The 25,002-nt window shown below is 50.0% G+C and carries 21 protein-coding genes; 18 read left to right on the top strand and 3 right to left on the bottom strand.

The window, feature by feature from the left end; translation table 11 throughout:
* Positions 1-46: 46 nt before the first annotated feature.
* The 14 genes from ftsL (at position 47) to lpxC (ending at position 17,048) form a co-directional block, all read left to right on the top strand.
* Complete coding sequence (gene ftsL, locus BV405_RS09750; RefSeq protein WP_086480665.1) at positions 47-529, top strand: cell division protein FtsL; 483 nt, start codon at positions 47-49, stop codon at positions 527-529.
* On the top strand, positions 529-2,220 hold the full coding sequence (locus BV405_RS09745; RefSeq protein WP_086480664.1) for a peptidoglycan D,D-transpeptidase FtsI family protein: 1,692 nt from the start codon (positions 529-531) through the stop codon (positions 2,218-2,220). Before ftsL ends, BV405_RS09745 begins: the two co-directional genes overlap by 1 nt.
* Positions 2,210-3,823, top strand: a complete 1,614-nt coding sequence (locus tag BV405_RS09740; protein WP_176330103.1) for a UDP-N-acetylmuramoyl-L-alanyl-D-glutamate--2,6-diaminopimelate ligase — start codon at positions 2,210-2,212, stop codon at positions 3,821-3,823. Before BV405_RS09745 ends, BV405_RS09740 begins: the two co-directional genes overlap by 11 nt.
* The gene (locus tag BV405_RS09735; protein ID WP_086480662.1) at positions 3,820-5,220 is read left to right on the top strand and encodes a UDP-N-acetylmuramoyl-tripeptide--D-alanyl-D-alanine ligase; all 1,401 of its coding nucleotides are present in this window, start codon (positions 3,820-3,822) and stop codon (positions 5,218-5,220) included. The genes BV405_RS09740 and BV405_RS09735 overlap by 4 nt, the downstream gene beginning before the upstream one ends.
* A gap of 131 nt (positions 5,221-5,351) precedes the next feature.
* Positions 5,352-6,434, top strand: a complete 1,083-nt coding sequence (gene mraY, locus BV405_RS09730) for a phospho-N-acetylmuramoyl-pentapeptide-transferase (RefSeq protein WP_086480661.1) — start codon at positions 5,352-5,354, stop codon at positions 6,432-6,434.
* Between the two features lie 137 nt (positions 6,435-6,571).
* A complete protein-coding gene (murD, locus tag BV405_RS09725) occupies positions 6,572-7,906 on the top strand; it encodes a UDP-N-acetylmuramoyl-L-alanine--D-glutamate ligase (protein WP_086480660.1) in 1,335 nt (444 codons plus the stop codon).
* Positions 7,896-9,188, top strand: coding sequence for a putative lipid II flippase FtsW (gene ftsW / locus BV405_RS09720; RefSeq protein ID WP_245832289.1), 1,293 nt, complete (start codon positions 7,896-7,898; stop codon positions 9,186-9,188). The genes murD and ftsW overlap by 11 nt, the downstream gene beginning before the upstream one ends.
* Positions 9,166-10,329, top strand: coding sequence for an undecaprenyldiphospho-muramoylpentapeptide beta-N-acetylglucosaminyltransferase (gene murG / locus BV405_RS09715; RefSeq protein ID WP_342743950.1), 1,164 nt, complete (start codon positions 9,166-9,168; stop codon positions 10,327-10,329). Before ftsW ends, murG begins: the two co-directional genes overlap by 23 nt.
* A gap of 28 nt (positions 10,330-10,357) precedes the next feature.
* A complete protein-coding gene (gene murC, locus BV405_RS09710) occupies positions 10,358-11,761 on the top strand; it encodes a UDP-N-acetylmuramate--L-alanine ligase (RefSeq protein WP_245832311.1) in 1,404 nt (467 codons plus the stop codon).
* Complete coding sequence (locus BV405_RS09705; RefSeq protein WP_086480658.1) at positions 11,754-12,701, top strand: D-alanine--D-alanine ligase; 948 nt, start codon at positions 11,754-11,756, stop codon at positions 12,699-12,701. The genes murC and BV405_RS09705 overlap by 8 nt, the downstream gene beginning before the upstream one ends.
* Before the next feature lie 28 nt (positions 12,702-12,729).
* Entirely contained in the window at positions 12,730-13,428 is a 699-nt protein-coding gene (locus BV405_RS09700; protein WP_086480657.1) for a cell division protein FtsQ/DivIB, read from the top strand.
* Positions 13,429-13,512: 84 nt separating this feature from the next.
* A complete protein-coding gene (ftsA, locus tag BV405_RS09695) occupies positions 13,513-14,784 on the top strand; it encodes a cell division protein FtsA (protein WP_245832288.1) in 1,272 nt (423 codons plus the stop codon).
* 35 nt (positions 14,785-14,819) lie between these two features.
* Positions 14,820-15,992 (top strand): cell division protein FtsZ, encoded by a 1,173-nt coding sequence (ftsZ, locus tag BV405_RS09690; protein WP_086480656.1) that lies wholly within the window; start codon positions 14,820-14,822, stop codon positions 15,990-15,992.
* Between the two features lie 144 nt (positions 15,993-16,136).
* Positions 16,137-17,048: a UDP-3-O-acyl-N-acetylglucosamine deacetylase gene (gene lpxC, locus BV405_RS09685; RefSeq protein WP_086481153.1), complete on the top strand. Its 912-nt coding sequence runs from the start codon at positions 16,137-16,139 to the stop codon at positions 17,046-17,048.
* A 70-nt stretch (positions 17,049-17,118) separates the two neighbouring features.
* On the opposite strand, the gene BV405_RS09680 is transcribed toward lpxC, so the two are convergent.
* On the bottom strand, positions 17,119-17,577 hold the full coding sequence (locus BV405_RS09680) for a DciA family protein (protein ID WP_086480655.1): 459 nt from the start codon (positions 17,575-17,577) through the stop codon (positions 17,119-17,121).
* Positions 17,578-17,644: 67 nt separating this feature from the next.
* Here BV405_RS09680 and BV405_RS18010 point away from each other — a divergent pair, with 67 nt between their 5' ends.
* The 4 genes from BV405_RS18010 (at position 17,645) to BV405_RS09660 (ending at position 23,808) form a co-directional block, all read left to right on the top strand.
* Positions 17,645-18,574, top strand: a complete 930-nt coding sequence (locus BV405_RS18010) for a M23 family metallopeptidase (RefSeq protein ID WP_086480654.1) — start codon at positions 17,645-17,647, stop codon at positions 18,572-18,574.
* Positions 18,575-18,687: 113 nt separating this feature from the next.
* Positions 18,688-21,402 (top strand): preprotein translocase subunit SecA, encoded by a 2,715-nt coding sequence (gene secA, locus BV405_RS09670; RefSeq protein ID WP_086480653.1) that lies wholly within the window; start codon positions 18,688-18,690, stop codon positions 21,400-21,402.
* A 74-nt stretch (positions 21,403-21,476) separates the two neighbouring features.
* A complete protein-coding gene (gene argJ / locus BV405_RS09665) occupies positions 21,477-22,691 on the top strand; it encodes a bifunctional glutamate N-acetyltransferase/amino-acid acetyltransferase ArgJ (RefSeq protein WP_086480652.1) in 1,215 nt (404 codons plus the stop codon).
* A gap of 163 nt (positions 22,692-22,854) precedes the next feature.
* Positions 22,855-23,808 carry a Nudix family hydrolase gene (locus BV405_RS09660; protein WP_086480651.1) on the top strand — a complete coding sequence of 318 codons (954 nt, stop codon included), beginning with the start codon at positions 22,855-22,857 and terminating at the stop codon, positions 23,806-23,808.
* A gap of 171 nt (positions 23,809-23,979) precedes the next feature.
* Here BV405_RS09660 and yacG read toward each other — a convergent pair whose 3' ends face one another.
* Together yacG and coaE are read right to left on the bottom strand one after the other, a co-directional pair.
* Positions 23,980-24,186 (bottom strand): DNA gyrase inhibitor YacG, encoded by a 207-nt coding sequence (gene yacG / locus BV405_RS09655; RefSeq protein WP_086480650.1) that lies wholly within the window; start codon positions 24,184-24,186, stop codon positions 23,980-23,982.
* Between the two features lie 169 nt (positions 24,187-24,355).
* Entirely contained in the window at positions 24,356-24,964 is a 609-nt protein-coding gene (coaE, locus tag BV405_RS09650) for a dephospho-CoA kinase (RefSeq protein ID WP_086480649.1), read from the bottom strand.
* Positions 24,965-25,002: the final 38 nt, after the last annotated feature.

Here is a 25,002-nt window from a genome sequence, read left to right as displayed (position 1 = left end):
CTGTTTTGGAATTGTCAGGAACCTAGTGTAGAGAGCAGCGAATGCTATGAGTTCGGAACCGGTAGCATCACGACACGACACATCAGGTAAAGGGGCGACCCGTCGCCCTGAGCCAGCGCAGCCGCTTTATGCTCAGGTTCGTTCCGAACTTCTGGCACTTCTGCCGGATTCTCTTTCCTATTCAGCCCGTCTTTTTATCGGCTTCAGCCTGCTGACGCTGATCTCTTCTTTGCTGGTCGTTTACGCTGCTTACGAAAATCGTCTCGCTTATGCAGAGTTGCAGATGCTGGAAAAACAGCAGCGCCATTACGATGTTGAGTGGGGGCAGCTGCTGCTGGAACGCAGTACTCTGGCCTCTCCGAGTCGTATTGAAGCCCTTGCCCGTGAGTCCCTGCAGATGCAGCTGATCCAGCCGGAAAACATTCACGTGCTGGATGCCGATAGTCTGAAAGCGGAACAGGCGCTTTCGATTCAAAGCCAAAGCACGCCTGTACAACCTGTCTCGAATGCTTCTGGAAAGGCTGACTGATGGATCGCAGAAAAGAATCAGCTCTGATCGGCTACCGTTATCCCATTGCACTGATTGTCTTGTTGGCTGCGGCTTTGTTGCTGGCAGGTCGTATGGTGCACCTGCATATTGCGGATCGTGAATTCCTGCAGGAACAGGGCGATGCGCGTAGTGTGCGTAATGAACCAATTCCCGGCTACCGCGGCATGATTCAGGACCGCAATGGTGAGCCGCTGGCCGTCAGTACGCCGGTAACCACTCTTTGGGCGAACCCTAAGCACTTTGAAGCATCTGAAGAGCAGCGTACCGCTCTGGCTAAAGTGTTGGAGATGCCGGTTTCAGCGCTGAACAAAAAGATGCGTGATGCCGAAGGTAAAGGCTTTATCTACCTGCGCCGTCACATGATTCCTGATCAGGCGAATCTGGCTCTGGATCTGAAAATCACCGGTGTTTACGGACAGCCGGAATATAAGCGTTACTACCCGGCCCATGAGATGGCAGCGCATCTGGTGGGCTTTACCAATATCGATGATAAAGGACAGGAAGGTCTTGAACTGGCCTTCAATGATGCGCTTAAGGGCGTGCCCGGTGAAAAACGGGTGCTGAAAGATCGTCGCGGCCATGTGTTCCGGGATCTGCAGATCCTGAGGCAGCCTGAACCCGGCCAGAATATCCAGCTAACCATCGATCTGAAACTGCAGTTTATGGCTTATCGTGAACTGAAAGCGGCAGTGGATCAGCACGGCGCGAAATCCGGTTCTGTGGTGCTGCTGGATGCGGAAACTGGTGAAGTGCTGGCGATGGTGAATCAGCCTTCCTACAACCCGAATGATCGTAGTTCCCTCGATCTGCGCGCATTGCGTAACCGTGCTCTGATCGATCTGTTTGAGCCCGGCTCTCCGATTAAACCTCTGACGGTAGCTTCTGCTATCGCCAGCGGACATTACAAAGCTGACGATGTGGTGAATACCAATCCGGGGTATCTGCGATTGGGTAACCAGAGTATCCGTGATTTCCGTAACTACGGTGAGATGGATCTGACCACCATTATTACCAAGTCCAGTAACGTGGGCGTGGCAAAAATGGCGTTGTCGATGCCGATCGATACTGTCTGGTCCTATCTGCAGCAGATGGGCCTGGGGCAGGGAACCGGTATTGGCTTCCCCGGTGAGGCGGTTGGCTCCCTGACTGCTCCCCGTGAAGGGCAGAAAGCTAAAATCGCTACCATGGCTTATGGCTATGGTCTGGCGGTGACCTCCCTGCAGTTGGCACAGGCCTATCAGGTACTGGCTAATCACGGTCTGAAGAAATATGTCTCCCTGATTAAAGGCGGTGACACCCTGCCTGATGAACAGATCCTGCCGGAATCCGTCGCCAACCGTGTGGTTGAAATGATGGAAACAGTAACCCTGCAAGGCGGCACCGGAACCCGGGCGGCGATTCCCGGTTATCGGGTCGCGGGTAAAACCGGTACGGTGCATAAGGTGGGTGCGACCGGTTACGAATATGAATATATGGCGGTATTTGCCGGTATCGCTCCGGTTTCAGATCCCAAAGTGGTCGCTATTGTCTGGGTGGACAGTCCATCCGGCCGAGAGTATCACGGTGGTGAAGTTGCAGCGCCTATCTTCAGTCGCATCATGGGCAACGCGCTGCGTTATCTGAATGTGCCGCCTGATAATATTGCTAAGGAGGTGGCAAGTGGCCAGTGATCGTTTTGTTACCTTGGTGCAGAAAAAAGTAGAAGAACTATTTCCTGCTCTTACAGGTCTTCCGACCCTTGTTGGACGGCTGTGCATTGATTCCCGTCAGGTTGCATCCGGTGATATTTTTGTTGCTTTAAACGGCACTTCCCATCGCGGACTTGATTTTATTCCTCAGGCGATCGCTGAAGGTGCAGGTCTTGTCTTGCTCGAATCCGATCAGGATGAGATGTACAGGATCGATCAGGTTCCTGTTGTAGCGTTAAACCACCTGCGTCACCGTTTAGGTGAGTGGCTGGGAGAAGCTGGTGAGCTGAACGAAAACGCTCTTCACCTGATCGGTATCACGGGCACCAACGGCAAGACCTCAGTGAGTCATTATCTGGCACGTATGCTGGAAGGGCTGCAGCAAAAGGCCGCGGTAATCGGCACAGTGGGTATCGGTGCACTGGATAATCTGCAGACAGCTACCCATACCACACCGGATCTGGTGCAGCTGCATAAGGTGATGTCTGAGCTGAAGCAGCAAGGGTTCTGCTATCAGGCGATGGAGGTGTCCTCTCACGCTCTGGATCAGCAGCGTACCGCAGGCGTACCTTTTGAGATTGGTGTTTTTACCAATCTGAGCCGTGATCATCTGGACTATCACGGCACCATGGCGGCTTATGGTGAGGCCAAGTCTCATCTCTTTACCCAATATCCGATCCGCTATGCCGTTATTAACGCGGATGATGAATACAGCGCTGAGCTTGAGCAGCATATCGCTCAGTCTCAGTCTCAGTCTCAGTCTCAGTCTCAGTCCCGGCCTAGGATCTATCGTTACAGCCTGACTGACTCAAAGGCTGACTTGTACTGTGCAGCCTGTTCGGCAAATTCCCGTGGTTTTGCCCTGACCCTTGATGGTCACTGGGGACGCTTTGATCTGCAGCTGCCGTTATTGGGGCGCTTTAATGTTGCCAATGCTCTGGCCTCTGCGGTCACGCTTCTGGCTTTAGGTTTTGATGCTCAGGATGTGATGGCTCAGCTTGAAGCGGTGCAGCCGGTTGCCGGACGTATGCAGCTGGTTCAGCCTGGTTCTCAACCAAACACTCAACAGAGCTCTGAGAACATAGAAATGGCTAAGCCTGAGAAACCTCAGGTGGTCGTGGATTACGCGCATACGCCGGACGCGCTGGAAAATGCGCTGCTGGCGGTGAAAGAGCATATTCAGGGCCGACTCTGGTGTGTCTTTGGTAGTGGCGGTGACCGGGATGCCGGTAAGCGCCCGCTTATGGCGGAAGTGGCTTCCCGACTAGCCGATGAAGTTGTGGTAACCAGTGATAATCCACGCAGTGAAGATCCGACTCACATTCTGGCTCAGGTTGAGCAGGGTTTGCTGAAACCAGCCACTTTCTCTCAGGTTGATCGTGCTGAAGCGATTCGTCGTGCGATTAATAGTGCTTCACCGGAAGATGTGGTTCTGATTGCCGGAAAAGGCCATGAGACCTATCAGGAAGTGAAAGGCATTCGCCATCACTTTGATGATGTGGAGCAGGCGGTGCTGGCTCTTGAGGGTTATAGCTTTTCTGGTGCGTTATCGAATGCCCAGCATAGGGGAGCAACAGAATCATGATGCGTGCGCTCTCATTCAGTGAGCTCCAGCAACGCTTTGGCGGCACCTGCTATGGTGACGGATTGAGTTTCACTCAGCTGGAAACTGATTCCCGTACAGATCTTGCCGGTAGAGTCTTTCTTGCCCTCAAGGGTGACCGGTTCGATGGTCACCGTTTCTGTGCGCAGGCGGCCGAACAGGGTGCTGCAGGTTTGGTGGTCAGTGAATACCAGCCGGATATCGATCTGCCACAATGGTGCGTTGATGATACCCGTATTGCGCTGGGACAAATTGCACTGTTCAACCGGGAGCTGTTTCAGGGGCCGGTTGTGGGCATTACAGGCAACAGTGGCAAAACCACGGTTAAAGAGATGCTGGGCTCTATTCTGGCGACAGCTTCTGATACCGATTCTGTGCTGATTACCGCAGGTAACTTCAATAACGATATTGGCGTGCCGCTGACACTTTTAAGGCTTTCCCCTGAGCACAAATTTGCCGTGATTGAGCTTGGAGCCAATCATCTGGGTGAAATTGATTATTGCGCCCGTCTGGCTAAGCCGGATGTGGGCGTGGTGCTCAATGTGACCGGTGCTCATCTGGGTGAATTCGGCTCGATGCAGAATATCGCTCAGGCCAAGGGTGAACTGATCTCTGCTCTTGCTGCTGAGGGTCGTGTGGTGATTAACCACGATGATAACTTTGCGGGATACTGGCAGCAGTTGGCGGGTGAGCGAGTGCTGACCGGCTATGGCCTGGAACCGGAAACTGGTGATCCTGAACTGGTAGCTGATAATCTGGTTGCGCGTAATATTCAGTCTTCTGCTGAAAGCGGCCATCTGGCAGGTTACTGCTTTGATCTCTGTTATCAGGATGCTGTCCAGCCGGTTCAACTGAATGTGCCGGCCAAGCATAATGTCAGTAATGCATTGGCGGCATCTGCTGCGGCTTTACAGCTGGGGCTGACACTTCTGGTGATTGCACAGGGATTGCAGGCTTTTTCCGGTGTGAGCGGACGTTTGCAAACCGTTACTGGCTTTAAACAGTCGCGGATTATCAATGACAGTTACAATGCCAACCCCGGATCGGTGCGGGCGGCGATTGATACCCTGATGGATTATGTCGGACAGCATATTCTGGTGCTGGGTGATATCGGTGAGCTGGGTGATGACTCGATTTCAGCGCACTCGGCACTGGGTGAGTATGCACGGGAAAAACGGGTGGATTATCTGTTTACCGCAGGTACGTTGACCAAACATACCGCCAGAGCTTTTGGTGAGGGGGCACGGCACTTCTCCGATAAGGAGGCTTTGGCCGAGGCGGTGGCAGCACTGCTGACACCGGAAACCACGGTGCTGGTGAAGGGTTCACGTAGTTCGCGGATGGAAGAGGTGGTTAACGCCCTCTGTCCCTCTGAGTAGGCTGCTTAAGCACCCTTGACGATTCCGAATGAAAACATGGAGTAACCGGGTTAGGTTCAGGCTGATCCGGTGAACATAAAACTGATAACGAAGAGCCCCGAAGAGGGCATAACCAGGGAAATAACCTACAGATGCTTCTGATTCTTGCCGATTGGCTGTCTCACTATTACAGCGCTTTTTCTGTTTTTAACTATCTGACTTTACGGGCCATTCTGGGTGTTCTGACCGCGCTGGCTCTTTCCCTGTTTTTAGGTCCCTGGATGATCCGCAAGCTGGTGTCGGCTCAGATCGGTCAGGCGGTACGTGATGATGGCCCTCAGAGCCACCTGAGCAAAAGCGGTACGCCAACCATGGGCGGCGCTCTGATTATCAGCTCTATTGCGATCAGTACCTTGCTGTGGGGTGATCTAACCAATCGTTATGTCTGGGTTGTATTGGTTGTAACTCTGATGTTTGGTGCCGTAGGTTGGGTGGATGATTACCGTAAGGTGGTTGAGAAGAACTCCCGTGGTTTGCCGGCTAAGTGGAAGTATTTCTGGCAGTCGGTCGCGGGTTTCGGTGCGGCTATTTTCCTGTTTCAGACCGCGCCAACAGTTGCTGAGACCTCTCTGATTCTGCCTTTCCTGAAAGACTTCAGCTGGGAAATGGGCATCTTCTTTGTCGTGCTGACCTACTTTGTGATTGTGGGTACCAGTAATGCGGTTAACCTGACCGATGGTCTGGACGGCCTGGCGATTCTACCGACGGTGATGGTGGCTTCGGCATTGGGTGTGTTTGCTTATGCCTCGGGTAATACCGAGTTTTCAACCTACCTGAAAATTCCTTATATTGCCGGTTCCGGTGAGCTTCTGGTGTTCTGTGCCACTATTGCGGGTGCGGGCCTTGGTTTCCTGTGGTTTAACACCTATCCGGCTCAGGTCTTTATGGGTGATGTAGGTGCTCTGGCACTAGGTGCAGCACTGGGCGTTGTGGCGGTTATCGTGCGTCAGGAGATAGTGCTGTTTATCATGGGCGGTGTCTTTGTGATGGAGACGGTCTCCGTTATTCTGCAGGTGGCTTCCTTTAAGCTGACAGGGCGACGGATTTTCCGTATGGCTCCGATTCATCACCATTTTGAGCTGAAAGGCTGGCCGGAACCTCGTGTTATCGTTCGCTTCTGGATCATCACCGTTGTACTGGTCCTGATCGGCCTTGCGACCCTGAAGCTGCGTTAATTGCATCAATAAAGAATTTACGGCAAAAAAACGTATTGAGTTAATGCGTATTAACAGGAGGTTGATACGCGAAGATCTATAAACGGCAGGTCATAACGAAAAGTTTGGCCGCAGACTGTGACTGAGAGGATGGCAAAGTGTCCCATAGCGTAGTGATAGGTTTAGGTCAGACTGGCGTGTCCTGTGCCCGTTATCTGGCAAGCAAGGGAGAGCGTTTCGCTATTGCGGATACACGTTTTAATCCTCCGGGGCTGGCTGAGATCGAGCAGGAATTTCCTGATGTCGAGCTCTGGCTTGGACCATTGGATGCGGGACTGCTTTGCGAAGCTTCGCAGCTGGTGGTCAGCCCGGGGATTGCGATCAGTGAACCAGCCATTGCCAAAGCGATGGATGCGGGGGTTCCTGTCATTGGTGATGTCGAGCTGTTTGCCCGCGAAGTTTCTGCTCCTGTTATCGCGATCACCGGATCCAATGCAAAAAGTACCGTGACCAGCCTTGTCGGCCACATGGCGAAAAAAGCCGGAATCGATGTTGGTGTTGGCGGCAATATTGGCCTGCCGGTACTTGATCTTCTGGCTGAGGGTGAAAAAGCCCTATATGTGCTTGAGCTTTCCTCGTTTCAGCTTGAAACCACTCATAGCCTGCGTGCTCAGGCGGCAACCATTCTGAATTTAAGTGCTGACCATCTGGATCGTTATCCGGATATGCTGGAGTATGGCCTCGCGAAGCAGCGTATCTACACCGGCTGCAAGCTTGCGGTAACCAATCGCGAGGATGAAGCAACTCTACCGGTGCATGAGTTTAAGAGCGGACTGGTAAGCTTTGGTCTGGATCAGCCGGAAGACGGTCAGTTTGGCCTGTGTTCTCATGAGGGCAAGCTGTGGCTTGCTCAGGGTGATGAGCTGCTGATTACTGTTGATGAGATCTCATTAAGTGGTCGTCATGGTCAGATCAATGCGTTGTCTGCACTGGCTTTGGGGCAGGGCGCAGGTATTCCTATGGCAGCGATGCTGGAAGCCCTGAAAGATTTCCAGGGGCTGGATCACCGCTGTCAGCTGGTGCACGAACATGATGGCGTTAAGTATATCGATGACTCCAAAGGCACCAATGTTGGTGCAACCGTTGCCGCACTGAATGGTCTGGGGGTTGACGGCCCTATCATTCTGATTGCCGGTGGTGATGGTAAAGGCGCAGCCTTTGATGAGTTAGCTGAGCCAGTGGCGGAGCACTGCAAAGCCGTGGTTCTGATTGGCCGTGATGCCAATCTGATCGCTGAAGCCCTCAAGGCAGATACGCCGGTTTATCAGGTTTCCTCGATGGAAGAAGCAGTTGCTCAGTCAGTTAAGCTGGCAGAGTCTGGTGATCAGGTGTTGCTGTCTCCGGCATGTGCGAGCTGGGATATGTTCAAAAGCTATATCGTGCGTGGTCAGGTGTTCGCCGCAGCTGTGAAGGATCTTTGCCGTGCAGGTTGATCGCAAGCAGCAATTAGCTGAATGGTGGCAGCGAAGCTCTGAGAAACTGCAACAGCTTTCGCAGGCTACCTATCAGGCGTTGAAACCTCTCTTGGCTCTGCTCAATCTGGTTCATGTCAATAAAGAGATGACCCGCCGCATTGATGGTTGGTTGCTGTTCTCTGCGCTGTTTCTGCTTTTCCTGGGTTGGCTGATGGTGACTTCTGCATCGATGGAGATCGCTGGTAGTCGCTACGGTAATCCTTTCTTTTTCAGTATCCGTCACGGTATCTACCTGCTGATGGGGTTAGGGCTTGGGCTGGTTATCGCTCTGGTGCCGATTCGCTGGTGGTATGACAACAGCTTCGCGTTGTTGCTGATCGCCTTCCTGCTGCTGATAGCTGTTCTTGTTCCTGGCATTGGCCGGGAAGTGAATGGCAGCTCCCGCTGGATCTCATTAGGTATTGTTAACCTGCAGGCTTCAGAGCTGGCCAAGCTCTTTATGGTGGTTTATCTCTCCGGCTATCTGGTGCGCCGTCTGAACGAAGTGCGTGAACACTGGTCTGGGTTTATGAAGCCTCTGGCGGTGATGGGTTTTATGGGCTTGCTTCTGATTATGGAGCCGGATTACGGGGCTACCGTGGTCATCCTTGGCAGTATGTTGGGGATGCTCTTCCTGTCAGGGGTTGGCATGAAGCGCTTTATCATTCTGATGAGCAGTACCATTGCACTTGCTGGCTTTATTGCGCTGATGCAGCCTTATCGTATGAAGCGTCTGACCACCTATTTTGATCCCTGGGCGGCGCAGTTTGACTCCGGTTATCAGCTAACTCAGGCTCTGATCGCTTTTGGTCGTGGTGGCTGGGATGGCTTAGGTTTGGGTAACAGTGTGCAGAAGCTTTTCTATCTGCCGGAGGCTCATACCGATTTTGTTTTTGCCATTCTGGCAGAAGAACTTGGCCTGTTAGGGGCGTTACTGACCCTCTTTGTCTATGGTCTGCTGGTCTATCGCATGTTCGTTATTGCCCGCAAAGCCGGCGAGCAAAAGCTGCTCTTCCATTGCTATATCGCTTTTGGTTTAGCTCTGGTGATTGCCGCACAAACCTTTATTAACATCGGTGTGAATACCGGTTTACTGCCGACCAAGGGGTTAACTTTGCCCTTTATGAGCTATGGCGGCAGTAGTCTTCTGATCAGTTGTGTCATGGTGGCGATCTGTTTGCGGATCGATCAGGAAACCCGTCACAAAGCTGAATTTTACGAGAAAGAAAGAGCGAAACATGTCCAGCGTTACAGTCGATAAACCAACTTCAGGTGCTGATATGGCGGCGGAAGAAAACGCATCAGTAAAGCCTGAGCTAACAGCAGGGCGCTACAGTGGTAAACGCGTCATGCTGATGGCTGGCGGAACCGGAGGTCATGTGATTCCGGCGCTTTCCTTAGCCGAACGGTTTGCCGCTGAAGGTTTGGCCGTTGAATGGCTGGGCAGTCCTCAGGGGATCGAAAACCGTCTGGTGCCTGCTGCGGGTATCAAGCTGAATCATATTGATGTAGTTGGGCTTCGTGGGAAAGGAATTGTGCGTAAGCTGGTCGCGCCTTTTCTGATTCTGAAGGCGGTTAAACAAGCTGCTACTATTTTGCGGAGTTTCAAGCCGGATTTTGTCGTTGGTCTGGGTGGCTTTGCCAGTGGCCCCGGTGGAATTGCGGCGCGTATGCTGGGGATCCCTGTTTTCATCCATGAGCAAAACGCTGTGGCCGGGATGACCAATCGCTGGTTGTCAAAAGTTGCCCGACAAACCTTTGCGGCATTTCCGAAAGCCTTTACAGAACAAAGCGGAGCCGTTGTCACCGGTAATCCGGTGCGTGAAAGCCTGTTGTCGATTCCGGACAAATCTGAGATTAAAGCTCCGGTAAAACTGCTGGTGATAGGTGGCAGTCTGGGGGCTCAGGTTTTTAATGAGCGTCTGCCGGAGGCTATAGCTAACTTAGCTGATGATATTCGTCCTGAAATCTGGCACCAGTCCGGAAAGGATAAACTTGAGGCGACGGAAGAAAACTATAAGCGGATGCAGGTCACGGCACGTACGCAGGAATTTATTGATGATATGACTGGTGCTTTTGACTGGGCGGACCTTGTGATCTGCCGTGCCGGTGCCTTAACGGTTTCAGAACTGACGGCTGCTGGTCGGGCATCGGTTTTGGTGCCTTTGCCAATTGCGGTGGATGATCATCAAACCGCAAACGCACGCTTTTTAGTTGAGGCAGATGCAGGTATTCTGCTGCCTCAAAAAGAGATGGATGCTGAGACTCTGGCGACGACGCTGGAGTCCCTGTTCCGCGATCCGGAGAAAATTTTGGCGATGGGCAAGAATGCCCGTCGTGTTGCGCGTCCGCTTGCAACTGAAGCGGTCGTTCAAGGGTGTTTGGAGAAGAGTTTTGGCTGAAGAAAGAGTGGGTTATCAAGTCCCGGAAATGCGCCGTATTCGTCGGATTCATTTTGTTGGTATCGGCGGCGTAGGTATGTGTGGTATTGCCGAGGTTCTTCTCAATCAGGGTTATTCTATTTCGGGTTCTGATCTGAAAAAGTCAGCCAGTGTGCAGCGTTTGCTGGATTTGGGGGCCGAAGTCTTTATCGGTCATGATGAAAGTAATGTCTATGGTGCTGATGTGGTTGTGGTTTCGACCGCGATCAACACTGATAACCCTGAAATCGCTTATGCGGTTCAGCGTCGTACTCCTATCGTTCGTCGTGCTGAGATGTTGGCTGAACTGATGCGCTTCCGTCACGGTATTGCTGTGGCTGGTACTCACGGTAAGACCACTACTACAAGCCTGATGGCGACGGTTCTGGCAGAAGGTGAGCTTGACCCGACCTTTGTTATTGGTGGTCGCCTTAATAGTGCCGGTAGTAATGCCCGTTTGGGCGAAAGCCGTTATCTGGTGGCTGAAGCTGACGAAAGTGATGCTTCTTTCCTACACCTGCAGCCAATGGTTGCGATTGTGACTAATATCGATGCCGATCACATGTCCACCTATGGCGGTGATTTCAGCAAGCTGAAACAGACCTTTATCGATTTTCTACACAACCTGCCTTTCTACGGTCTGGCGGTGATCTGTGTTGATGATCCTGTGGTGCGTGAGTTGATTCCTCAGATCAGTCGACCAATCCTGACCTATGGCTTCAGTGATGATGCGGATTACCGTATCACTGATTTCAGTCAGCAGGGGCAGAAGATCAGCTTCACTGCGATTCGCCCTGACGGTCATGCTGATCTTCAGATCTCGCTGAATATGCCAGGCCGACACAATGCCCTGAATGCACTGGCAACGATTGCTGTGGCAACTGATGAAGGTGTAAGCGATGACGCCATTGTAGCTGGCCTCGCTCGTTTTGATGGTGTTGGTCGACGCTTCCAGATTCTGGGACAACTGGAGCACGAACGTGGTCAGGCGATGCTGGTGGATGATTACGGTCATCACCCAACTGAAGTTGAAGCGACCATTAAAGCGGTTCGCAGTGGCTGGCCGGATAAACGTCTGGTGATGGTGTATCAGCCGCACCGTTTCAGTCGTACCCGTGATCTCTATGAAGACTTTGTTCAGGTTCTTTCCGGTGTTGATAAACTTCTTTTGATGGAGGTTTATGCCGCAGGCGAGGAGACTATTCCGGGAGCTGATGGTCGGGCTCTGAGCCGAAGCATTCGTGAGCGTGGTCAGGTTGAACCTGTATTTTTGCCGGAGAAGGCTGAGCTCAAGTCTGTGCTCAAATCTGTACTTCAGGATGGTGACATTCTGCTGATGCAAGGTGCCGGCGATATTGGTGGTCTGGCGGTTAGTCTGGCAGCAGAAGGTCTGGAGGATAGTGGCGATGAGTAATTTTCAGCATTTGAGTACATCGCTGCGTGTAGCTGTCCTGTATGGTGGCACTTCAGCGGAACGGGAAGTTTCTCTGAAAAGCGGTAGTGCGGTTATCGCTGCACTGAAGAGCGTTGATGTTGATGTTATCGGTATTGATATCGATAAGACCGGTGACTGGCTGCCTCAGCTGCAGCAGGCAAATTTTGATATCGCATTTCTTGCGCTGCATGGTCGTGGTGGTGAAGATGGCACCATTCAAGGATTGCTAGAATGCTTGGGTATTCCTTATACCGGCAGCGGTGTTCTGGGCTCTGCTCTGGCGATGGATAAGCTGAAAACCAAGCAGGTCTGGCAGACTTTAGGACTGCCAACTCCGGGTTATTGCTGGATTGATGCTTCTACTGATCTTGAAGAAGTTTGGCAGAAGCTGGATGGTAAGCCGTTGATGGTTAAGCCAGCCCATGAAGGTTCTAGCATTGGTATGTCTAAGGTTGACCGTCTGGATCAACTTCAGGCTGCAGTAGCCAAGGCGGCTGATCTTGATAGTTGTGTTTTTGTTGAGCAATGGGTTACCGGTAAAGAATTCACTGTGGCGATCCTGAACGGTGAGGCTTTGCCTGTTATTGGTCTGGAGACCAATCACCAATTCTATGATTACGAAGCCAAGTATCTGGTGAATGATACCCGCTATCTGCTGCCTTGCGGTTTATCCCATGAGCAGGAGAAAGCGATACAGGCGCTGTCATTAGAAGCTTTCAATGCGGTAGGTTGCCAGGACTGGGGGCGTGTGGATCTGATGATGGATGAAGAGGGTCAACCTCAGCTGCTTGAAGTTAATACTTTACCGGGAATGACAGATCACAGTTTGGTGCCGATGGCGGCAAAAGCGAAGGGATATAGTTTCCCTGAGTTAGTGTTAGCGGTTATTCAGGCTGCGAAACAACGTTATGGCTTTTAATTGCGCTTTTTATTAAGCCGGAGGTTGTGTGTTTAATTTGCCGGGGCGTATCAATTGGTTAAACCCTCTTGTATTAACTGGAGTATTTGTTTTACTGGTAGCTGGATATAAGCTGATTCAGCCTCTTTTTTTCTGGCCGGTTGATGGTGTTCGCGTTTTAGGGACAATTGATCATGTGGAAAAAAAGCGTCTGCAATTTGTTTTAGCGGACACTTTGGCGTCAGGTTTTCTGGCTTCAGATATGAATGAAGTCAAGAAAGGCGTTGAGTCACTGCCTTGGGTTGCAGAGGCTCAGGTAAAGCGAGTCTGGCCTGAGCAAATAGAGGTTGCAGTTACGGAAAAACAGCCCGTTGCAAATTGGTTGCAAAATGGCCTGCTTGACTCTAATCTAGTTGCCTTTTTTCCGGCTACACGCCCTGATTTCAGTGACTTACCGAAACTTGCCGGGCCACCCGGAAGTGAGAAAGAAGTTTGGGTGTTTTATGAGAAGTTGCGGGAACGCCTTCTTGTTTCAGAACTCAGTGTGGATGTTGTTTCATTAGCAAGACACGGAGCATGGTCTGTCCACATTGAGGATGGCCCATGGTTGTTGCTGGGAAAAGAACAGACGTTTGAACGACTGGAACGAATTAGTGCCGTACATTCCAGTCTGAAGGCCCGTTGGGAAGAGGTTCGCCTGATTGATCTGCGATATCCTAACGGTTTTTCTGTTGAATGGTTGCAATAGAATTTATAATCTACGGCAGAGCTCTGGATTTCTTTAGTTTTATTTTATGGTTTACGTTGACGCTTTGAGGAGAATGCCCGGCTTATGGCTGCAAATATGACGAACAACAATATGGTTGTCGGGCTTGATATCGGAACATCAAAAATCGTTGCCATTGTTGGTCATCTGACTCCAGATGGCGAAGTGGAAATTGTAGGCATAGGTTCTCATCCTTCCCGCGGTTTGAAGAAAGGTGTTGTGATCAACATCGAATCCACGGTTCTCTCAATTCAGCGTGCTGTTGAAGAAGCAGAGCTGATGGCAGGCTGTAATATTCATTCGGTATATGTGGGTATTGCTGGTAGCCATATTCGCAGTATGAATTCCGATGGTGTTGCTTCGACATCTAACCGGGAAGTGACAGAAGACGATATTGATCGTGTTGTCAGTTCAGCACGGGAAAAAGCAACATCACGTATCACGACCGATCAGGAAATTATCCACGTTATTCCTCAGGAATACACGATTGATCTTCATGAAGGCATAAAAGAGCCTCTGGGGATGTCGGGTCGTGAAATTAAAGTGCAGGTTCATCTGGTTACTGCAGCAGTTAACGCTATTCAGAATATCGTTAAATGCGTTGCTCGCTGTGGTCTGGAAGTGGATGGCGTCATCCTTGAGCAGCTAGCGTCCAGCTACGCTGTTCTGAATGAGGATGAGCGTGATTTAGGTGTGTGTTTGGTTGATATCGGCGGCGGGACCACGGATATCGCTATCTTCACTGAAGGTGCTATCAAGCACACCTCTGTGATTCCGATTGCTGGTGATCAGGTCACGAATGATATTGCGATGGCGTTGCGTACGCCGACGCAGAATGCGGAAGAGATTAAAATAAAATATGCGTGCGCATTAACGCAGCTGGCGAGTGAAGATCATGTATTTCAGGTGCCCAGTGTCGGTGAACGTGCCCCGCAGGAGTTATCAAGACAGCGTCTGGCTGAGGTGGTAGAACCTCGTTATGAAGAGCTGTTTAATCTGGTTCTGGATGAGATTCGTCGCAGTGGGTATGAAGACCTGATCCCTGCCGGTATCGTTCTGACTGGTGGGACTTCTAAAATGGAAGGAGTCGTTCAGCTTGCTGAAGAGATCTTCCACATGCAGGTGCGGGTCGCTTCGCCGAATAACATCAAGGGATTATCAGATGTTGTAGGGAACCCGATCTATTCGACGGGTGTTGGGCTGCTGGTATATGGGTTGGAGAATACGGGGGCTACAGCGTCATCCCGAGCAACCTATGTCGAGGAGCAGTCATCTGTGCAGGCTGATGATACAAGCATCGTTGATAAAATCAGAGGCTGGTTTAAGGGCAACTTCTGATGAGCTGCGTTAAGTGCGTTTGAGGAGACTGAGATATGTTCGAGATTTTAGATAATGCAGCAAACGCCAATGCTGTCATCAAAGTAGTTGGTGTTGGTGGCGGTGGTGGTAACGCAGTAACGCACATGCTTCGACACAATGTTGAAGGCGTGGACTTTATTGTTGCCAATACAGATGCTCAGGCTCTGAAGAAAGTTGAAGCTAAAAGTATTCTGCAGCTGGGTAGTGAGCTGACTAAAGGTCTGGGGGCAGGTGCTAATCCTGAGGTAGGCCGTCAGGCAGCTCTTGAAGATCGTGAGCGTATTGCAGAGCTTTTGAACGGATCTGATATGGTCTTTATTGCTGCGGGCATGGGTGGGGGTACCGGTACTGGTGGTGCACCTGTTATCGCAGAGGTGGCTCGTGAGCTAGGTATTCTGACTGTGGCTGTTGTTACCAAGCCATTCCCGTTTGAAGGCCGTAAGCGTATGGCGATTGCGGATCAGGGAATTCAGGCATTGTCGGAGCATGTTGACTCACTGATTACTATTCCCAATGAGAAGCTCCTGACTGCCCTAGGCAAAAATACCAGTCTGTTACAGGCCTTTGGTGAGGCAAACAATGTGCTCTTAGGTGCTGTTCAGGGTATTGCTGACCTGATTACCCGTCCAGGTATGATCAACGTCGACTTTGCTGATGTTCGAACTGTTATGTCTGAAAAAGGCATGGCGATGATGGGGACTGGTACTTCCAGTGGTGAAAATCGTGCGATTGAGGCGACTGAGAAGGCTATTCGTAGTCCGCTGCTTGAAGACATCGATCTGCGTGATGCTCGAGGTATTCTGGTAAATATTTCGGCTGGAGCTGACTTCTCTATTGGTGAGTTTACAGCAGTTGGTGACCTTCTGGATGAGTTCTCATCTGAGCACTCAACCGTTGTGATTGGTACTTCTATTGATCCTGAGATGGATACCAGTGATGAGGTTAAGGTAACTGTTGTTGCTGCTGGCCTTGAGCAGGATCGTGTTACACAGGCTTCTAAACCAGCTGTAACGACTACTACGGCTAAGCCTCAGTCAGGAGCTCCTGTTGACTATACTAAGCTGGATCGTCAGCCTGCCATTAATCGTAAAGGTCAGGATGCAGCAGCAGTAAAAAAACAGGCTGAGAACAAGTCTGATATGGATTATCTGGATATTCCTGCATTCCTGCGCCGACAAGCCGATTAATTTAATTTAGCGATGGCTGTAATTAATTTTTTAGTCGATTTGTGACAAAAGCTGCACAAAACTGCAACAAAGCTTGTGGTTAGTATGTGCAGCTTTCTGTTAAAATGTCAGCAATTTCTCACCCAGAAGATGACAGTTAAAAGCATGATTAGACAGCGGACACTTAAAAATACAATTCGGGCAACTGGTGTTGGTCTTCACTCCGGTGAAAAGGTTTATCTGACTTTACGCCCTGCCGCTGTTGATACAGGTATCGTGTTTCGACGCACTGACTTAGACCCTGTGGTTGAAATTCAGGCTACGGCGACAAATGTTAGTGAAACGACAATGTCGACGACGATCTCTAATGGCGATGTCAAAGTCGGTACTATTGAACACCTGCTTTCTGCATTGGCTGGTTTGGGGATCGATAACCTTTATGTTGAAGTAAGCGCTCCGGAAGTACCTATCATGGATGGTAGTTCTGGCCCTTTCGTATTTCTGGTTCAATCTGCAGGAATTCAGGAGCAGGAAGCGGCGAAGAAGTTTATTCGCATTAAGAAGCCGGTAGTTGTTGATGAGGGCGACAAGAGTGCCTCTTTTGTGCCTTACGATGGCTTTAAGGTTTCTTTTGCAATTGACTTCGACCATCCGGTATTTGCTTCTCAGCGTCAGGATATCTCTATCGACTTTTCAAGCACTTCCTTTGTAAAAGAAGTGAGTCGTGCGCGTACTTTTGGTTTTATGCAGGATATTGAATTTCTTCGATCTAAGAATCTGGCGTTAGGCGGCAGCATGGATAACGCTATCGTTGTTGATGAATACAGTATTCTTAATGAAGATGGTTTGCGCTACGAAGATGAGTTTGTGCGTCACAAGGTTCTGGATGCCATTGGTGATCTTTACTTGCTTGGTTATGGTTTGGTCGGTGAGTTTAAAGGCATAAAATCGGGGCATGGCTTGAACAACAAGCTGCTTCGTGAGTTGCTGATGAATGAAGACTGCTATGATGTAGTGACTTTTGAAGAGTCTGAGAAGTCCCCGATTTCTTATATGAAGCCTGCAGCCGCAGTTTGATTTGTTGCTCTAATAAAAAACCTCCTGATCAGGAGGTTTTTTTATGCCTGTGATTTGATGTAATAAACTTTTACCCGGGCTTACGTATGTGGCTGGCGAGCTTGCTGAGGCTCTCTTTTAGTGAGATATCGCTGCATTGTTCTGCGGCCAGCTCAACCTCTAATGCGATCTGTTCTGAGCGGTTTGGCTTTGGCCTGACTAGCGCTTCTTTTTGAATTTTTTCAGGCCGTACTTTAATGGTTACTTTTTCGATCTGAGCCCAGGAGAAGCGTTGGTTTATTTTTTGCATCACTTGTCTCTGCTGAAGCCTGAGTCTGGTCAATAAAGCTGCCGTTGTGATGTGGATAATGACTTCCCGTCGGTTAATGTTTGCCACTTTGGCTTTTCCGGCAAAGGTTGTTGGCAAAAGAGAGGTAATATCTGTATCTAACTGTTGCAGAACATCTGCTTTGTGAAACAGCTTTGCCAGTAAGGTATTTTCTTTGTTAATAATCTCATTAAGGCGTTTTGTCGAGCGGTGTGATCGCATATACTGTGCCTGTTAATGGGTCAAGTAAAAAAGTATTTAGTATACGGAAATAGTAAAGGTTGGTTTGATGAATATCGTAATTTTCAATGATAGCCATTCAGCGTCTAAAAACCTACACATCCCTGGTTGGATGATGGGGCTTTTACTGACGGTATTCATTGCTGTACCACTTACTATTGGTGGCGTTGGCTTGTATTTGGCTCTGAATGACGAGTCTCCGTTACTGACAGAAGAGTCAGCTCAGGAATGGCTGGATGATATTCGTCAGCAGAAAGAAGATATCGATGTTCTGCGTCGTAACTCTCAGGAGCAACTTGATGCCCTGACGGTTCGTATTGCAGAGCTTCAGGCGCGTTTGGTTCGCCTTGACGCTCTTGGTAAACGCCTGACCCATATAGCAGATCTTGAAGAGGGCGAGTTTGATTTTGATCGAACTCCACCCGTTGGTGGTCCGGAAGCTATGGAGATGGGCGTTAGTGTTGAAGTAGATGACTTTGTATCTACTATCGATGAACTGGCTCGCACTATTGATGATCGTGAGCAACAGCTACAGGTTATCGAATCACTTCTGGGTAGCCGTAAGATTCAGGATGACGTCTTTATTGCTGGTCGCCCTATCAAAAAAGGTTGGTTGTCCTCTAAATATGGCAAGCGTACCGACCCATTTACAGGTCGAATCGCGTGGCACGAAGGCGTCGACTTTGCCGGTAAAGATGGCTCAGATGTTATCGCTGTTGCTGCTGGTGTTGTGACTTGGGCAGGTCCTCGTTACGGTTACGGTCTTCTGGTTGAAATTGATCACGGTGATGGTTACACCACCCGTTACGCACACAACAAAAAAGCTCTAGTTAAGCCCGGTGATATTGTCAGTAAAGGACAGGTTCTTTCGCTGATGGGAAGTAGTGGACGATCAACCGGCCCTCATGTCCATTACGAAGTTCGGCACAGGGGGCGTTCCATGGACCCTGCCAAGTTTATTTATCGCGCCAGTCGATAAACCCCGCCTTGAATCATTTCTGCCCGCATAAGTACGTGTTACTATGCGGGCAGAATTTTTTTATTTTTCCGTGCCTTAACGCTCTTATGCGTTCTCAAAGCTGAAGAAAGAACATGGTTGCATCACTATTAAAAAAAATTATCGGCAGTAAGAATGACCGTGAACTGAAGCGGTTGAGAAAGACAGTTAATGTTATTAACAGTCTTGAAGATCAGATCAAATCCCTCACTGATGAAGCGCTACAGGCTAAAACTCCAGAATTCCGCCAACGTCTTGAAAATGGCGAAAACGTAGACTCTCTCCTTCCTGAAGCCTTTGCGGTCTGCCGTGAAGCCAGTTCCCGTGTTATGAGAATGCGTCACTTTGATGTTCAGTTGATCGGTGGCATGGCTCTGAATTCCGGTAAGATCGCTGAAATGCGTACCGGTGAAGGTAAAACACTGGTAGCGACTCTGGCTGTATACCTGAATGCCCTGCCGGGTAAAGGTGTTCACGTTGTTACTGTGAACGATTACCTGGCTCGTCGTGATGCTGAATGGATGCGTCCGCTATATGAATTTTTGGGACTGACTGTTGGTGTTTCTGTGCCGGGTATGACGCCTGAACAGAAACGCGGTGCTTACGCCTGTGATATCACTTATGGCACCAACAACGAATTTGGTTTCGATTACCTGCGTGACAACATGGCGTTCAGTCTCGAGGATCGTGTTCAGCGCGAACTGCACTTTGCTGTTGTCGATGAAGTTGACTCCATCCTGATCGATGAAGCACGTACACCGCTTATTATTTCCGGTGCTGTTGAAGACAGCTCTGAGATGTATCGTACAATCAATGAGCTGATTCCAAAGCTGCAGGAATGCGTTGAAGAAGGTGGTGAAGGCCACTTTACCAAGGATGAGAAGCACCGTTCTGTCGAGCTGACAGAAGATGGTCACCAGTTTGTTGAAGACCTGCTGATTGAGAAAGGTCTGCTGCCTGAGGGTGAAAGCCTTTATGCGCCTGCGAACCTGGGACTTCTGCATCACATCAACGCGGGTCTGCGTGCCCATACTTTGTTCCAGCGTGATGTGCATTACATCGTGCAGGATAATGAAATTGTTATCGTTGATGAGCATACCGGTCGTACTATGCCCGGCCGTCGCTGGTCTGAAGGCCTGCATCAGGCGGTGGAAGCTCGTGAAGGTGTGACTATCCAGAACGAGAGTCAGACTCTGGCTTCAACCACCTTCCAGAACTACTTCCGTCTGTATGACAAACTGTCTGGTATGACAGGTACTGCAGATACAGAAGCATTCGAATTCCGTCAAATCTATAGTCTGGATGTTGTCGTTATTCCGACTAATAAAGAGATTCTGCGTCAGGATTTGAATGACCTGATCTTCCTGACTATGGAAGAGAAGTTCAACGCCATCATCAAAGATGTGAAGTATGAAGTTGAGCGTCAGCGTCCCGTTCTGGTGGGTACTGCATCCATTGAAGCATCTGAGTATCTGAGTCGCTTGCTGACAAAGGCTGGTGTGAAGCACAACGTACTGAACGCTAAGCAACACGATAAAGAAGCCCACATCATTGCTCAGGCAGGTCGTCCGGGTGCTGTAACCATCGCTACCAACATGGCTGGCCGTGGTACTGATATCGTGCTGGGCGGTAGTTGGGAAAATGAGATCGAGCAGCTGGATTCCCCGTCTCAGGAGCAGATCGATAAGATCAAAACTGAATGGAAACAGCGTCACGATGCTGTTCTGGATGCCGGTGGTCTACATGTGATCGGCTCTGAGCGTCATGAATCCCGTCGTATCGACAACCAGTTGCGTGGTCGTTCCGGACGACAGGGTGACCCGGGCTCTACCCGTTTCTTCCTGTCGCTTGAAGATGACCTGATGCGTCTGTTTGCCTCTGAGCGAGTGCGTGGTTTCATGCAGGCTCTGGGTATGGAAAATGGCGAAGCTATTGAGCACCGCATGGTGACCAACGCGATTGAAAAAGCCCAGCGCAAAGTTGAAGGCCGTAACTTCGATATTCGTAAGCAGCTGCTTGAATACGATGATGTCGCGAACGATCAGCGTACTGTTGTTTATCAGCAGCGTGAAGAAGTACTGAAAAGTGAATCGATCGCTGAGATTATTGATTCTATCCGCAGTGACGTACTTAATGATGCGATCAGCACCTTTATCCCGCCTCAGAGTATGCCTGAACAGTGGGATGTCGCTGGACTTGAGTCGCACCTGGAAGCTGAGTTCGCACTGCGTCTGCCGATCCAGCAATGGCTGGATGAAGACCAGCAGCTGTTTGAAGACAGCCTGCGTGAGAAGATTCTGGAAGAACTGACCAACGTGTATCGGGCTAAAGAAGCTCACGTTGGTGAAGGTACCATTCGTCAGTTCGAGAAGCAGGTTCTGCTGCAGGTTCTGGATACCCGCTGGAAAGAGCACCTGGCTGCGATGGACCACCTGCGTCAGGGTATTCACCTGCGAGGTTATGCTCAGAAGAACCCGAAACAGGAATATAAGCGAGAATCTTTTGAACTGTTCCAGGATATGCTGGGTAATATCAAGCACGATGCGATCCGTATTCTGAGTCATGTTCAGGTTCAGCAGGAATCTGATGTTGAAGAGATGGAGCGTCGTCGTCGTGAAGCTCAGGCGGAGCAGGCTTATCAATACCAGCATGCTGAAAGCAGTGCAATGGGCTCTGAAGACACATCTACTGAGCAAGATGAAAATGCAGCTCAACCTTTTGTGCGTGAAGGCCGTAAAGTTGGCCGTAACGAGCCTTGCCCATGCGGTTCAGGCAAAAAATTCAAGCAGTGTCACGGAAAGCTAAGCTAACCTCATTGCTTTGATTATGGTGCGTTATTAGTTGTCGCGATCAAGTCGACATTTGTGAATTGAGGAGTGTGGTCATGGCTGTTGGCCCATCGGAATTGCCGGTATTTAACATCATCTCTGGTGTACGTTTAGGCGTAGCCAGTGCGGGCATTAAAAAGCCCGGCCGCAAAGATGTTGTGGTTATTGAATGTCCTGCAGGTGCTACTGTCGCCAGCGTTTTCACCAAAAATGCTTTCTGTGCAGCTCCTGTACAGGTTGCTAAAAAGCATCTGGAGAAAGCGACGCCACGATACTTTCTGGTTAATACTGGCAATGCGAATGCAGGGACTGGCCCTTCCGGCTTGGTAAATGCTACTCGTTGCTGTTCTGCTCTGGCCGAAAAGGCAGGCGTACAGGATTTCGAAGTGCTGCCATTTTCTACTGGTGTGATTGGTGAGCCTCTGCCGGTTGAGAAAATTGAAGCGGTGCTGTCCGATGCGATTGCTAATCTGGCGGAAGATAACTGGGCCTTGGCTGCAGAAGGTATCCTGACAACGGATACGCGTCCTAAGGGTGCTGTTGCGACTGTCGAGATCAATGGCCAGACCGTCAAAATCAGCGGTATCTCTAAAGGCTCCGGTATGATTAAGCCGAATATGGCGACCATGCTGGGCTATATTGCAACGGATGCTAAGATTGATCAGGCGCTGCTTCAGCAGATGTTGACGACTACGACGAATCGCTCTTTCAACCGTATTACCATTGATAGCGATACCTCGACTAACGATGCTTGTATGCTGGTTGCTACTGGCGCATCCGCTGAAATCAAAGCGGATGATGCTGCAGCTGTTGAAGCTTTCCAGCAAGCGTTGGATAGCGTGGCACAGCCTCTGGCACATGCCATTGTTAAAGATGGTGAAGGTGCAACCAAGTTTGTAGAGATCACAGTGACCCACGCTGGCAATGATGAAGAAGCACTTGATGTGGCCTTCACGGTTGCCCATTCACCTCTGGTTAAAACAGCGCTGTTTGCCAGTGACGCTAACTGGGGTCGTATTCTGGCTGCAGTAGGTCGTGCGAATGTTGAGCAGCTGGATGTTGATAAGATCAATATCTGGCTGGGTGACGAGCAGATTGTTGAAAATGGTGGCCGCTGTTCAGCTTACACAGAGGAAGCTGGTGCGGCAGTGATGGCTAAAGAAAACATCGCAATCCGTATCGATCTGGCTCGAGGTGATGTTTCGGAAACGGTTTGGACAACAGATCTTTCCCATGACTACGTCAGCATCAACGCGGACTACCGTAGCTAAGCCAGCTTTTATCAGCTGTTAAAGGATCAGCATCCTGTGTTTCCTGATAGGAAAGCCAGGATGATCATAGAGGGTGAGGTACAGATTAGTGGGCATCAAGAGCCGCAGTCACTAATAGGTACCTCACTTTTTTGTTTTAGAATTTATGAAATACAGGTGCCCTATGCCCAAGCATCTTCATGTTGCCGCTGCTGTTGTGCGTAACGAAAAAGGTGAAATTCTCATCGCCCGTCGTCCTGCTACTGTTGATCAGGGTGGTTTATGGGAGTTTCCCGGCGGTAAGTTGGCTCCCTATGAAACAGGTCGTCAGGCACTGGATCGCGAGCTGTGTGAAGAAGTGGGTATTCGCATTGAAAGCGCATCGCCTCTGATTCGTGTGCATCATCGATACCCAGAGCGCGCTGTGCTTCTGGATGTTTGGCAGGTTGAAGCATTTTCCGGTGAAGCCTACGGCCGTGAAGGTCAGGCTGTACGCTGGGTGAAAGAGCAGGATCTGGCTCAGTACAGCTTTCCTGAAGCCAACAAGCCGATTCTTAAGGCGCTGCGCCTACCCGATCACTACATGATCACTGGTGATGCGGATAGCGAAGAAGATTGGCTTGAGAAGCTACAGTCTGCACTAAATACCGGTGTTGAGCTGGTCCAGCTACGTGCCCATGGTTTGCCTGAAGATGAATATGCAAAACGTGCTGCGGCGGCTTTAGAGCTGACTAAGGCTGCAGGTGCACGATTGATTCTGAATGCTGAGCCTTCGATGCTGGAGCGTGTCGATGCCGACGGTATTCACCTGACATCTGACCGTCTTTCCCATTACGCCAGTCGTCCTGTTCCTGCTGCCAAATGGCTCTCCTGCGCCTGCCACAATAAGGCTCAGCTTCAGGCTGCTTTGGCTTTGAATGCAGACCTTGCGACTTTAAGTCCGGTTCAGGAAACCGAAAGTCATCCGGGTGTTGAACCCATTGGCTGGCAGGCATTCCATGAGGCGGTCGAACCTGTGCCTATGCCTGTTTATGCTCTCGGAGGCTTGGGTCGTGCAGATATCCGTCGTACCCGTGGTCTGGGTGGTCAGGGTGTTGCTGGTATTCGTGCCTTTTGGCCGCAAAATAAAGCAGGCTGATTAAACGCGAACCTGCCAGTCCGAATGAAAAATACCCGCCTTGTATAACAAGTGCGGGTATTTTTTTGCCTGTACTTCTTAATAGATCGTTTAATGGGGGGCTAAGCAGATTGCTCTCAGTGAACTGTTTGGCTAAGTGTCCTTAGCCGTGTCCCTTTACTGATAAAGTATTTAATCCTTCGGATAGAGATCCATCAGGTCGCTGCTTGCCTCATCAAAGGCAGATTCACCGGCAATTTTATGACTCTCACTGGCCCATTCGCCAAGGTCAATCAAACGGCAACGATCACTACAGAATGGACGATGCGGACTTTCTTCACCCCAGATAACGTCGGTTTTACAGGTGGGGCATTTTACGGTGAGAGGTTTTTTCGACATCGTGTTTTATCCGTTTAGCTGCTTTCTAATGCGTTTCAGGACAGTTTATCCGTATCGGAAAAAGGTCGTCACTGATCGACCCTTCCTGAACTGTGTCCGATATTTTAACAGAGCTATGTGTGGCTTGCTGTTGTGATAGCCGGTGGCTTATGACAAGTCGTTTTATGGGTCAGCTACTTGCCAGAGATAGATAGTACTTGTGCAGTTTCAGGCATTCAGCCTGCAAATAACCCAGATCCTGATCGTTGATAATAATATCATCCGCCTTGCTACGTCGGTCCTCCCGGGATAGCTGGGCTTTTAAAATCGCTTTTACCTGCGCTTCACTGTTCTGGTCTCTTCGGCTTGCACGTTCAATCTGGAGGGTTTCCGGAACATCTATAAGCAGCACTCTGTCGGTGAGTTTGTCCTGACCGCTTTCAAACAGCAAAGGCGAAACCAGAATGCTGTAAGGTGACTCGGATGCTGCCAGTTTATCCACAATACACTGTCGGATTGCAGGGTGGGTAACGGATTCCAGCCAGACTCTCTCTTCCGGATTTTGGAATACCTTATCCCTCAACCAGGGGCGATTCAGGCTGCCATCCTCATTCAGTACGTCAGAGCCAAAATGCTGCCTAATTTTTTCCAGCGTCTCTGTACCAGGCTCAACAACATTACGGGCTTCAACATCAGCATCGACCACACAGATACCGAGAGTTTCAAAATAATCAGAAGCGGCTGTTTTACCGGAACCGATTCCGCCGGTCAGTCCTATGATGAGCTTTTTGTTCTGCATAAGTTTTATCTGTCGGGATGATTAACAGTTGGCTATAA

Origin of the sequence: Oceanospirillum sanctuarii (genome assembly GCF_002150805.1) — a bacterium.
In the GTDB taxonomy this organism is placed as follows: Bacteria; Pseudomonadota; Gammaproteobacteria; order Pseudomonadales; family Halomonadaceae; genus Oceanospirillum; species Oceanospirillum sanctuarii.
Note: the sequence above shows the minus strand (reverse complement) of the source record. Positions and strands in the feature narration are given on the sequence as shown.